Origin of the sequence: Paenibacillus sp. S-12 (assembly GCF_030363895.1) — a bacterium.
GTDB lineage: Bacteria > Bacillota > Bacilli > Paenibacillales > Paenibacillaceae > Paenibacillus_B > Paenibacillus_B alvei.
The window spans coordinates 32,445-45,753 of record NZ_JASIUF010000021.1 but is presented as its reverse complement, the minus strand read 5'-3'; the positions used below and the strand labels follow the sequence as shown (position 1 = coordinate 45,753).

At 41.2% G+C, this 13,309-nt stretch carries 7 protein-coding genes; 6 read left to right on the top strand and 1 reads right to left on the bottom strand.

All coding sequences use genetic code 11. The features are described from left to right. Positions 1-263: 263 nt before the first annotated feature. The 5 genes from NO352_RS19670 to NO352_RS19655 all read left to right on the top strand — a co-directional run bounded on the left by NO352_RS19670 (position 264) and on the right by NO352_RS19655 (position 9,047). The gene (locus NO352_RS19670; protein WP_483311852.1) at positions 264-2,876 is read left to right on the top strand and encodes a U32 family peptidase; all 2,613 of its coding nucleotides are present in this window, start codon (positions 264-266) and stop codon (positions 2,874-2,876) included. A 241-nt stretch (positions 2,877-3,117) separates the two neighbouring features. Next, entirely contained in the window at positions 3,118-3,993 is an 876-nt protein-coding gene (gene galU, locus NO352_RS19665; protein ID WP_005544650.1) for a UTP--glucose-1-phosphate uridylyltransferase GalU, read from the top strand. Between the two features lie 269 nt (positions 3,994-4,262). Continuing rightward, on the top strand, positions 4,263-4,427 hold the full coding sequence (locus NO352_RS25210) for an FDLD family class I lanthipeptide (protein WP_005544649.1): 165 nt from the start codon (positions 4,263-4,265) through the stop codon (positions 4,425-4,427). Between the two features lie 104 nt (positions 4,428-4,531). Then, positions 4,532-7,711: a lantibiotic dehydratase gene (locus NO352_RS19660; RefSeq protein WP_262866476.1), complete on the top strand. Its 3,180-nt coding sequence runs from the start codon at positions 4,532-4,534 to the stop codon at positions 7,709-7,711. Further along, positions 7,698-9,047: a lanthionine synthetase C family protein gene (locus NO352_RS19655; protein ID WP_005544644.1), complete on the top strand. Its 1,350-nt coding sequence runs from the start codon at positions 7,698-7,700 to the stop codon at positions 9,045-9,047. Before NO352_RS19660 ends, NO352_RS19655 begins: the two co-directional genes overlap by 14 nt. Positions 9,048-9,122: 75 nt before the next feature. On the opposite strand, the gene NO352_RS19650 is transcribed toward NO352_RS19655, so the two are convergent. Continuing rightward, a complete protein-coding gene (locus NO352_RS19650) occupies positions 9,123-11,600 on the bottom strand; it encodes an O-antigen ligase family protein (protein ID WP_289356580.1) in 2,478 nt (825 codons plus the stop codon). Positions 11,601-12,497: 897 nt separating this feature from the next. Here NO352_RS19650 and NO352_RS19645 point away from each other — a divergent pair. Then, the gene (locus NO352_RS19645; protein WP_289356578.1) at positions 12,498-13,295 is read left to right on the top strand and encodes an ABC transporter permease; all 798 of its coding nucleotides are present in this window, start codon (positions 12,498-12,500) and stop codon (positions 13,293-13,295) included. Positions 13,296-13,309 lie beyond the last annotated feature (14 nt).

The following is a 13,309-nucleotide window of genomic DNA, read 5'->3' as shown; positions in this document are numbered from 1 at the left end:
TACAGGCAGCATCCTAGCCGTTCTGGCGGGATGCTGTTCTTTTCTTTTTTTTGCATGTGGAAATGTCCGTGCACAACCTGCAACGAGCAAGCTCATGCAGAGATCTGTACAGTGATAAAGAGTAATAAAGAGTGATAAAGGAAGTTCTAGCCTATACTGGAGTTTCGGCGTAAAGATCGCTATACTAATTGAAGCATATTTAAATAAGTAGATAGAGATGACCGCATCATGCGGCAATGGATAAATTAGCTTGGAGGATGAGCATGTCAACAATGAAGCAAGGGATACAGCGTGGAGATATCGAGCTGCTGGCGCCGGCTGGCGATTGGGATTGCATGCGTGCTGCAGTGGCAAATGGCGCGGACGCGATCTTTTTCGGAGTAGAGAAATTCAATGCGCGTGCACGTGCGAACAATTTTCGTATGGATGATTTGCCGGACATTATGGCGTTTTTGCATAGTTATGGGGTTAAAGGATTTTTGACATTTAATATATTGGTGTTCGAAAATGAGCTTGAGGATGCGAAGGAGCTCATCGAGACATGTATCGATGCAGGTGTGGACGCAGTTATCGTACAGGACTTGGGCTTGGTGAAAATGATTCGTGAAATTTCGCCGGACTTCCCGATCCACGGATCTACACAAATGACGATTACGTCGCCAGAAGCGGCTGAGTTTACGAAGCCGTATGGGATGGAGCGGGTCGTGCTTGGCCGTGAAAACAACCTGAAGCAAATTCAGAAGATTGGCGAGAAGGCCAACGTACCGATGGAAGTATTCGTGCATGGCGCACTGTGTGTCTCCTACTCTGGACAATGCTTGACGTCTGAAATGTGGGGCGGCCGCTCGGCGAACCGCGGTGAATGCGCACAGGCTTGTCGTTTGCCGTATGACATGATGGTTGACGGCGAGCATCAGCCGATGGGCGATGTGACGTATTTGCTGTCGCCGAAGGATTTGGCGGCCATTGATATTGTGCCAGAGTTGATTGAAGCGGGTGTCACGTCCTTTAAAATCGAAGGCCGCATGAAGCAGCCGGAATATGTGGCGAATGTGGTGAGCAAGTACCGCAAAGCGATTGATAACTACTTCGATGGCAATTGGGCTGGCCCGTCGAAGGAAGAAGTCCGTGAGCTTCAGCAAAGCTTTTCTCGCGGCTTCACGCACGGCTTCTTGAAGGGAACGAACAACAAGCAGCTTGTGGACGGAACGTTCCCGAAGAGCCGCGGTGTATACGTAGGTACGGTGCAGCAAGTGCTGCGCGACGGTGTCGTATGTAAGCTGGAAGCACCATTGAAGCGAGGCGACGGCATTGGCTTCGATGCCGGCGATCCGACGAAGAAGGAAGAGGGCGGACGCATTTATGATTTGCGCCGTCAAGGCGTAAAGCTGGAAGGCGAAGCGGAGGAAGGCTGGATCGTAGACATCGTGCCAGGACGCAATGACGTGGATCTGCGCCGTGTTCATGTTGGGGATCGCATCTGGAAGACGAGCGACCAGGCGCTCGATAAGCGCATGCGTGCTACGTTTGAGACGGACAAGCCATACCGTGTCTTCCCTGTGCATGTGCGCGTAGAAGGCCGTGCTGGCGAACCATTACGTACTTGGTGGACGGATGTACAAAAAGGAACGGTTGTCCAAGTAGATTCGGAATTGCCGCTTGATGTTGCACAAAAACGTCCAATGGACGAAGCGCTTCTTCGCGAGCAGCTCGGTCGTCTTGGCGGCACGGTGTATCAGCTTGAGGCATTGGAAGCGGTGCTGGAAGGCGACGTCATTGTTCCGATGCGCGAATTAAATGCGATTCGCCGTCGTGCTGTGGAAGAGCTTGCTGGCGAGCGTCCAAAGCCACCGGTATACGTGAAGCACGATATCGAGGCTATGGGGGATGCCGTTAAAGAGCAAGCACCAGTGCCATTCGGCGGTGCGCAGTTGACAGCGCTGTGCCGCAACTTGGAGCAGGTGCAGGCTGCCGTGAAGACGGATGTGGCATTGATCTATGCTGACTTCGAATTCATTAAGCAATTCCCGGCTGCCATTGAGGCATGCCGCGCTGCAGGCAAACCGATTGCGCTGGTCACGCCGCGCATCCATATGCCGAACGAGAACGGGTACCATCGCAACATATTGAACCTGAAGCCGGATGCTGTTCTTGTCCGCAATACGGGAGCATTGAATTACTATCAATTGGAGAAGGCGGAGTGGGCAAGTAAGATGGCGGCCTCTGCGCATCCAAGCGAGGAGATCATAGAGCAGGCGGAGAATGATCCGAAGCTGGCTATCTGCCCAGGTAAACCGCAGGAAGAACCATTCCCGCAGCTAATCGGCGATTTCTCCTTGAACGTAGCGAACCATAAGACAGTACAACTGTTCAAGGAAGCGGGATTGGATCGCATTACGCCATCGTATGACTTGAACATTCAGCAAATGGTCGATATGCTGCGTCATGCAGATACGTCGATGTTGGAAATCGTCATTCATCAGCATTTGCCGATGTTCCATACTGAGCACTGCGTGTACTGCACGTTCCTGAGCGAAGGAACGGACTACACGAACTGCGGTCGTCCGTGCGAAGAACATCGTGTATCGCTGCGTGACCGTATCGGCATGTCTCACCCAGTCCGTGTAGACGAAGGCTGCCGCAATACCGTATACAACGCGATTGAGCAGTCGGGCGCGGAGTATTTGGTCAACTTCCTGGAGCTAGGCGTTGGCACATACCGTGTCGAGTTCTTGGAGGAAACGCCAGAGCAAGTGCAGGAGGTTATCGACCTGTACGGCCGTGCGCTTCGTGGCGAAATCAGCGGCACAGAAGTATGGCGCAAGCTGAAGGCAACGAACCAACTCGGCGTAACACGTGGGCAGTTGGTGAAGTAATGAAGTTGTTTTTTTGACACGTAAACAGTGATTACCATAATGGACTCGACCCAGATGACATGTGTAGAAGGGCTGCATGGAAATCTGGAGTCGGGTTCTTTTCTTTGTTAGAGAAACATCTAAGCGTGTATATCTTGGGAAGTATATTTCTTGATAGCTTTTCATGTATACTAAAGATAGCAACAGGTATGAACGGATGAAGATTGATGAACGATTCAGATTCAGATTGGAGAGGAATGGGATGAAGATTAGAAAGGCAATTATTCCAGCCGCAGGGCTCGGAACGCGCTTTTTGCCTGCAACAAAAGCAATGCCCAAAGAGATGTTGCCAATTGTAGATAAGCCAACGATTCAGTACATTGTGGAAGAGGCTGTAGACTCCGGCATTGAGGATATTATCATTGTTACAGGTAAGGGAAAACGGGCCATCGAAGATCATTTTGATAATTATTATGAACTCGAACATAATCTGTTGGAAAAGGACAAATTAGCGCTGTTAGAAGAAGTACGGAAATCTTCAGAGATGGCCAATATCCATTACATTCGGCAAAGAGAGCCCCGTGGATTAGGACACGCGATATGGTGTGCTCGCAAGTTTATCGGAAATGAACCGTTTGCTGTCCTACTCGGTGACGATATCGTACAAGCCGAGGTGCCTTGCTTGAAACAAATGATCGACGTATATGAGCGTTACGAGGCTTCCATTGTCGGCGTGCAGCCAATTCCATGGGAAGATGTATCCCGTTATGGACTCGTAGCTGGTACGTCGCTTGAGGAACGAATCATACGTGCGGAACAACTTGTCGAGAAGCCAGACAGAGAGCATGCTCCTTCTAACTGGGCGATTATGGGGAGATACGTGCTTACTCCACGTATCTTTGAACTGTTAGAAGAACAAGAAGCAGGGGTTAACGGGGAAATTCAATTGACCGACGCGATTGCGCAATTAAGTAAGGAAGAAGCTGTTCTAGCTTATCATTTTGATGGGCAAAGGCATGATGTCGGAGAGAAGCTCGGATTCATTGAAACAATATTGCATTATGCGTTACAGCGGCAAGAGTTGCGTGAAGATTTGCTAAAGTATATGAGGAAAATGCTTGAGACCCATGAAATGTAAGGGAAGATCGTTGTTAACGAGATTTGATCTTACAATAAATATACTGTTTTAACGGTTGAAGCTGATTCATCGTAGTTTTTTACTACTAATGGATCAGCTTTTTACTATCCCTCAAACTTCCAGGAGATGGCGATATTCCACCATTCAATTTAATGTGTACATATTTGTTATAGTAAACAGAAACTTTTTCTGAAATGAATCGTTTAATAGATATAGGGTCAAATTTACATTAACCCCAGCATTAAACAAATTAAAAAGGAGGTGCCGAAGTGGATTCAGCGAACCTTATTGCTGCTAGTTATGAAGATGCATTTGACTTGGATTTGCAAGTTAATGTGCTGTCAGACTCTGAATCGCAAATGGGATGTACAAATAATGTTACTTGCAATGTTTCTGCTTGTCTTAATACTTATAAATCCTGTGACTGTTGTTAATCAAAATACCCCAGATATCACTCATTGTATCTGGGGTATTTTTGTATGGAAATTAAAAATTTGAAAAAGCGAAAGAACCAGTATTTTAGTTCAGGAGGCTAGTAATGGGCAATTCTGAATCAGCGCTACCGCTATTTGAAACTATGGATTTTTTCCAAGCAAGGATCCCCTTGCTCCCCATTCATTTTTATGAAGATCTGCTAGACAGGAACAGTTCCTGCGAGCAACTGAGAGACAAAGTGACTTACTTATTAAAAAATCCAATAATTCGAGAAGCTATTACTGTGGCTAATCCTCAATTTATGGGGTCTGTCGATTATGTTTTGAATCGCCCAGATCACAGAAAGTCGAATAAGGTATTGAGAAGTTTAATTCATTACCTGATCAGACTGTCCACGAGAGCTACTCCTTATGGAATTTTTGCTGGTGTTTCACTCGGTAAGTTTGAAGATAGTAGTTCATTAATAATAGGGAATATAGAGCGCCATCGAAAAATAGCTCGCCCTGACATGGAATGGATTATGAGTGTAGTTCAATATTTAGAAAAAGAACCGGTAGTTGTTGCACAGCTTACAGTTGTAACAAATCCATTACTATATATTGTGGGTTCTCGAGCGAAGCTTCCCTATTTGAACTATTCGAACTCGGAAAATAATGAAATTAAAAATAGCTCAATAAAAGCGACAACACTAGTGAAATATGTACTAGAACGTGCACAAAAACCAATAACTTTCGCCCAATTGGCAATAGAGATACAAGAGAAGCATCCTGAAACATCATATAATCGAATCGTTCAATTTATAACGACCTTGTTACATCAAGAATTTATAATAAGTAATTTAAGACCACCCATATCAATTCATAAAGCGGAGCTACCTTTTGATTACATAAGGAAACAAATAGAGCCTCTAAACGGCTTGGATGATATGAAACAAAGATTAAATACTGTTAATGAGCAAATCCATCAATATAATAAATCCATAATCGGCGAAGGAGAGGTGTTATATCACCGCCTCCACGAAAACTTAAATAGAATTCTGTCTACAAAGAATCCTCTACAGGTTGATATGGAAGTTGAGATTAAGAAAGTGTCTCTAAATCAAGATGTTGCAAAGCAGATAGCCAAGGCAGCAGAGATCATGTGGAGATTATCGCCAGAACCCTCGAATCCACATCTCGCTAGTTATCGCAACAATTTTATTGAAAAGTATGGATTTCATCAACAGGTTCCGTTATTGGAGTTATTGGATGAAGACGCAGGGTTGGGAGCTCCGCCTGACTATAAATACCCTGAAAGCAAGTATCGTACGGAACAAATTACTGTAAACATAGAACGAAATAAAGTGTTAGGGATCTGGGTAGCCGATGCGATAAAGCGGGGTCATAACGAAATTGAGTTGACAGAAGAAAGATTAATGAAAATGGAGACACCTGAATCGCATTTACAACCTCCCGCATCTTTGGAAATGTTTATCACGATAGCTACTGACAATAAACAAAGATCTAAAATAATTATTAATCCCAACTCTGGAAGTCCAGGCGCAGGCAGAACATTTGGCAGATTCAGCACTTTTTTAAATACGGATGAAGCTTTAGAATTCTCAAAAATGTACGCTAACCGGAACATAAGTGACGATGAACCCATAATGGCGGAGATTGTCTACCTTCCAGTAAATAGTAGACATGCTAATGTTGCGATTACAAATCAGATGTGTGCCTATCAAATTGTGCTCGGTACGAATATATCTGAGTCAAACTATACAAAAACGATTCCTCTATCTGATTTATATGTCGGTTGCACCAATCAGTACTTTTATCTCATATCACGTAACTTAAACAGAGAAGTAATCCCTATGATGACTAATATGCTTAATTATCAGCATTCTCCTAATGTGTACCGCTTTTTAAGGGAAGTGGCGAATGAAAGGCAAAGAAATATAATTCCGTTTTACTGGGGTCACTTATCCGAATTTCCGATGCTTCCACGAATAAGATATCAGAATATAATTCTTTCCTTAGCTAAGTGGTCATTAAATAAAAACGTTGAGGTTTTTCAACAGTGCAAAAATAGTGACGACTGGGTCAAGTGTTTTTGCGAGTGGAGGGCTCAATGGAATATTCCTAGATATGTGTATATTACAGTTGCTGATAATCGATTGTTGTTTGATCTTGATAATAACTATTTTGTATTCGAATTATATGATAAATACAAAAATTTAAACGGTTCAGAGTCGCTATGGTTGACCGAGTGCGGTTTTGAGATGAAAGAAGTATGGGGAAGAGGCGATAATGGACATTATATTGCAGAATATGTAGTTCCCTTAGTTAGTAAAAAAACGAACAAAAGAGCGTTTAACCAACGTAAAATAGTTTGTCCATTCTCATCGTCATTAGGAGTAACAAAACGATATTTTCCAGGTAGAGAATGGCTGTATGTAAAACTATATGGAATGTCTGAAAGAGAAGAGGAGTTTATAGGGAAACATCTTAAGGCTTTTTGCGAACATGCAGAAAGACAGCATCTTATAAAACGTTATTTTTTCATTCGGTACACGGATCCTGAACCTCATATCAGGATAAGATTTAATAGTAATCCATCTGAGTTAATTCAGAAATTAATCCCTGCTATCCATACTTGGGCTGAGCAATTAGAAATTGAGGGATTATTGAATCGAATTACGTTTGACACCTATGAACCGGAAGTTAATAGGTATGGAGGGGGAGAAGTTATTAGTTTGGCAGAGGAGATTTTTTCAGCTGATTCCAAATTAGTGGCGGAACTTATATCTATTTGGTGTGACAAAAGAATTTCCGAAAACTTGGTGGAACTAGCCATGATAAGTGTGATGGATATTCTAAATCACTTTCTCCCCTCACTTGAAGAACAAGTGAAATGGTGTCAAGAAAAAGACTGGCATATGCATTATTCAATCGAGTTCCAAAAAAGACGGAGAGATTATATGGCTCTATGTGATGCCTCAAATGAAACTCCATATTTAGAACAAAACTCCATGGTAAAAAACTATATTCATTTACGCAAAGAGAAGATACTTTCATACAAATATGCTTTGGATCAAAACAATAAAAGAATGATGTTAACTGCTTCACAATCCTCCATTCTCGACAGTCTTGTTCATATGAATCTCAATCGGTTATTGGGCACGAACCGGAATCAAGAACGAAAGATTATGTCTCTTATCAGCCACTCACTTTATCACTTAAATAATAAGAGAAAACACACACAGCAAACTTTTGAGGGGATATTGTCTTATGATAACAACTGATAATGCAACCACTCAGTATGACAGAATTTTGCACATGATGCGATTAATCAGTGAGAAGCTGGCCGATCCGGATTTAGTAAAATCGATTTGTACTTCGGAGAAAAATCGCATAGAACATCAAAATGATTTTATTTGGGATGAAATAAGCCTTGCGAGTGGTTACCCTTCAGCGAGCATCCTATTCGGACGATTAAGCACTATTTTTCCCCACGATGAAAATCAATTTAATCGCGTTGCGCATCATTTTTTTCTAAAAACCCAGGAGGCTATGAGGAATACGGAAGGAGTATCGCTGTCTCTGTGGAGTGGTTTATCGGGTATAGGATTTGCTGCGTATTTATTATCTAATGATGGCAAGAAATACAGGAAACTCATCAATCAAATTAATGAAATACTTGTACGCTATGGTCATATCCATTTGCAAAAAGCCAAGGAGAACATAAGAACCGGCGTATATTTTCAAGATTATGATGTGATTTCAGGCTGGAGTGGAATTGGAAGATATCTACTTCTATTTTCTGATATACCTGATGTGAGGGGATTACTTAATGATGTACTAGAATACCTTATACTACTAAGCAATGACAAAATGGAAAAAGGATGTTCAATACCAGGGTGGTACATACCTGCAGAGCATTTGCCATCCCATCAGCAAGAAATATACGCGAAGGGATATTTTAATCTGGGGCTGGCACATGGCATTCCAGGGCCTCTTGCTCTCCTTGCCATCGCATACAATCAAAATATTAGAGTTTCCGGACAAAAAGAAGCAATTGAGCGATACAGTAAGTGGATACTGAACTGGAAGATAGAAAGTGATTTCGGAGTACGGTGGCCCTTAGTTGTCAGTTATGGAGAAGCAAATTTGCACGAAGATGACAATCAAAAGAATCGAGAGGCATGGTGTTACGGTTCTCCAGGAGTGGCTAGGAGCCTTTGGTTAGCAGGAAAAGCTCTTGGGGATATTTCTCTACAAACACTGGCAACGGATGCGTTTATTGCAATATTCAAAAAACCAATTGAAAATTGGAGTATTTATTCGCCTTCCATTTGTCACGGGTATGCGGGATTATTAAAACTTACACATCAAATGTATTTGGATACAGGAAATACAGAATTGTTTACATGTTATCGAAATTTGCTTGAGGATATCCTTGAAAAGTTTGATCCAAGCTCTGCGTTCGGATTTCAGGATGTGTATAGGGATTCGAAGACTACAAAATATTTAGATTACCTTGGGATTCTCGATGGTGTTACGGGGATAGCAATGACATTGCTGGATGCTATTGCTCCGCAGAAAACAATGGATTGGGGGATGTGTCTTCTTATAAAATAATTCATCATCCTTAACAATAAAGAGACCCGTTGAACCTATTTCAATGGGTCTCTTTATTATATAGAATTAATTTAATTACTCAGCTTTAAATCTCATTCCTGCGATTTGGTCAATCTGCTCTTTTTGGTCTGACCCTAATGCAACAAGTTTGTCATACCAATTTTGATCTACTTGCCCCTGTTGGATCGTTGCAGCTACGTACCATCGTGCGAGCTCACGGTTGTTCTCAGGGCTGTTCTCAGGGTCGTTCGAGTTAGTTAAGTCCTCTTGTAAGTATGGCTTCATCGCTTCAGCTGCCTTAGCAGGATCACCCTTCATTAAATATGCGCGCCCAGCATTCATAGCCATACTAGAAGTAACGTAAAATGGATTACCTTGAAGCTGTCCTTTCGGCAATGTCTTCAAGTGCTCCACGCTTGCCTTAACATGCTCAAACGCGGCGATGACCTCGTTCAAATACCCATCTTTTTTGTCTGGTGCTGTTGATATAGCTTTATACCCCTCAAGTGAAGCCTTATCCATATATTCACCGTACCATTTCATGTCCCAAGGGAAGTTGGATGCGTTTTGAGAATATACGGTATAGACTTGTTCGTCCAGCCCTTTTATGTTATAGAGCTTGATTAGCTGCAATAGCAGTGACTTATTATGAGGGTTATCCCCCAGTGCATTTTTCAATACTTTTTCTGCTTCCGCGTAGAACTGCTCATCCTTTTGTTGTTGATATACTGACATGTATAGATTCGCCTCGAAAGCTGCGTATTCTGGATGAGTGGAGCGTATGCTCTTAGCCTTTCTTAACTGAACCATCGTTTTGGTAAAGTCTTGAGTTGTAAGGACAGTTTCTTTCGCGCTTGCAAACGAGCTTGATGCCTGAACAAAGAGAATGGAAGTAATGAAAAGACCGATACCAATTATTCCTAGAATACTTGTCAATGCAATTTGGAATGTTTTTTGCGTACGTTTCTCGATTGGTTTTGACTGAATGGATGCAGTCATCCCCCCAAGAGATATGAAAACAAGTATACCAATGTACACATAACTCATGTTAAAGTCCATTGCACTGTGAATAAGAATACTCGTTGAAAGAATGAAGTACAAAAAATAACTATCGCGTTCTTGATCATTGGCGTTTATATATGATCGAATATAGTTCCAGTAAATGTAGATAAGGAAAACCAGAAGAATAAGCATACCGATGATCCCGGTTTCAACTAAGTATTGCATATAAAAACTATGTGCTTGTTGAATATCATAGGGATTGTTTTCATATTTCGAATAAAGCGCGGCCCAAGCGCCTCCGCCGGCACCAATTAACGGGTAATCCGCTACGAGTTTCAGTGAGTCCTTATAAAAAGTAATCCGTTCAAGCACACTATGTTGTTGAAAATTCATAGTTTCCAACCGTGTTGCAATGTTCTCAGGAAGCATATTTTTAACATTCGTTCCAATAAGAATAAACAACAGAAGACCTGCCAAAACTGCTCCGCCGACAGGTATTAGGAAACTTCCCCATCGTTTATTAGAAACTGCAGTTGTTTTTTGTTCTAACCACGGCGAAACCCATCGTTCAAGTACATAAGAGATTGCTGAAGAAAGTAAAGAGCCGACTATGATATAGGCCCAGCCTCTCAAAGAATCAGATACGGAAAATTCTTTCTGAACCCGTAGACCAATCTCAGTAACTGGATTCAAAATAAGAACCGTAATTACTCCGCTGATAACTAAATGTATAAACCACATCAATTGACGATATGGCTTTAAAAAAACTAGAACAACTATAAACGCAACGGGGAGGAGAAGTAATCCACCACGAGATAAAGTTAAAAAGATGGATAACATAATAGGTACGATCATAAATGCATGAACGGATTTCCCCCACCACTTTTGAGACTTACTAATGAAGAATAATGCTCCCAACAGAAATGCCATAAGAAATCCAGCGTATGTATTTGCATATTGGAAGACAGATGTAAGCCGCTCGCCATTAGAGTCACTCATAACTGCATTCAAGTATGCTCCCGATGACGTTGTCGAAACCCTCAGCCACTTTATAATTGCCGTTACACCGGGTCCATTTCCTAACCAATGAAACAATCCAAAAAAGACGACGATATAAGAAATGATCATGATAGCTAGATTTAATGTTCGATTTACGACACTATCTTGCGCTATAATGGAAGAAGCGACAAAAAATATGCCGTACATCAGCATGATAATTATCATGTTGACTGCCAAATAATATGATGCTGCTGTTATCATAGATAACGCGAAGCTGGCAGGCAATAAGAATACGAAGAGAGACAATTTGTCTTTACGGCTAGACCAATTAAATTGCTTCCAACCAACAGCGATGGCTATCATAGCTATAATAGAGGAAAATAATGCAGCTACATATATTGGTTGATCGAAATCTGCCATTTGTCCGTTAAATAATGCAACTTTAAAGGTAGACCAAAGTAAAAATAAGATGATGACTCCAAGCAGCAGCCAAGGCGCCTTGGAGCCCTTGCTGTTTTTTAATTTGGAGCCGGTATATCCATAAGTCGTCAATTTTTTATGCTCCTTTACTTTAAATATTCATTTTAATTCTAGCACAAAATACTATTAACGAGCTAATCTCATTTTTCGACGGATTATAACATATTTAACATGAAGTGCGACGGTTTACAATAAATTAAACTCATGTTTGATTTGTGAAGCTTGGTGCACACCCACAACAGTTCATGTCATTTCTTAGTTTTAGCAAAAGAATGAGAGATACACGATCAGGATTAGTCTACAAGGGTTATAGCTCTGTGCCAGGAGATTGAAGTGTTGCACATGAGTTAGCCTAACTTGAGACTCCTGGTCACCTGAACAAATTGTTGGTCGGATGAAATATGAAGTTCCAAGGCTCGATATATGCTGTAAAACGATCTAGTGTTGGCTGTATATAGGTTTGTAGGCACTATTAGGTTTTTTCGTCGAAATGGAATGCGTACAGAGAGGAGAAATTACTTGTCACAAAGAGTTTTAAGATACATGTTTTTTGAAGTAGAGGTAGTTGCTCTTGATTCTGGATATTAGACTGTGAAAGTTATAAAGAGAGGGAGTGCAGAATGTTCAAAATGATCAAAATAGTCGAAACTGGATCTTGTCTTCAGACTATAAAACTATAAATTCTATTAAGTAGATGATAAACTTTTCATATGAGAAGACGATATAAATTGTAGATGGACTAGGCAATCCCTTGCGTGGTGAATCGACCTTTAGAAATCGACATGACGCATTACAGGCTACGACATGCTACTACAAACGATGGATTTGAAGGGGATGAATGTTATTACAGTACGAGGATATGACATGAATAACATTCTGAAACTTTTAGGAGAGTGCAATGGCTGTAATTCCAAGCTAGTCTGTCTACGGATGAAATAGGTTTGAAGAAATGACAAAAAGGAGATTACAATGACGTTATTTCAATACTTAAGAGACATATTTAAACAAAGAAACATAATAATGGAATTATCAAGGAAGGATTTTAAATCAAGATATTTAGGTTCTTATTTAGGCATGTTTTGGGCGTTCTTTCAACCGATGTTTTTAGTACTGGTTTATTGGTTCGTTTTTCAGGTTGGTTTCCGATCGAATCCCATTGAAGACATTCCGTTTATTTTATGGTTGTTGGCCGGTATAGTTCCTTGGTTTTTCTTTTCAGATAGTCTTGCTTCGGCAACAACATCTATAGAACAAAATAGCTTTTTAGTTAAAAAGGTAGTTTTTAATGTTCATTTTTTACCGATTGTAAAAATAATTTCTGCTTTAAAAGTTCACTTTGTATTTATTTTACTTATGCTTATTGTTTTCTATAGCTATGGTGAACCATTTGACTTACATCAATTGCAGATTTTCTATTATTCGGGTGCTCTTATTTTGTTCTTAACAGGGCTATCATGGGTGGTTTCTTCACTCAATGTTTTTATAAAGGATATTGGTCAAATTGTATCAGTAGTACTACAATTTGGCTTCTGGTTAACCCCCATTTTTTGGTCGTTCGATCTTCTGCCTGAGAAGTGGCAGTGGGTATTTAAGTTTAATCCAATGTATTACGTGGTTGCAGGATATCGTGATTCGTTAATTAATAAAGTATGGTTCTGGCATCATTATAATTTGACAGCTTTGTTTTGGGTGGTGACATTGTTTTTGTTATTTGTCGGCGCAAAACTATTCAAGAAACTGAGTCCTCATTTTTCGGATGTTCTTTAAAAAGGGGTTGCGGT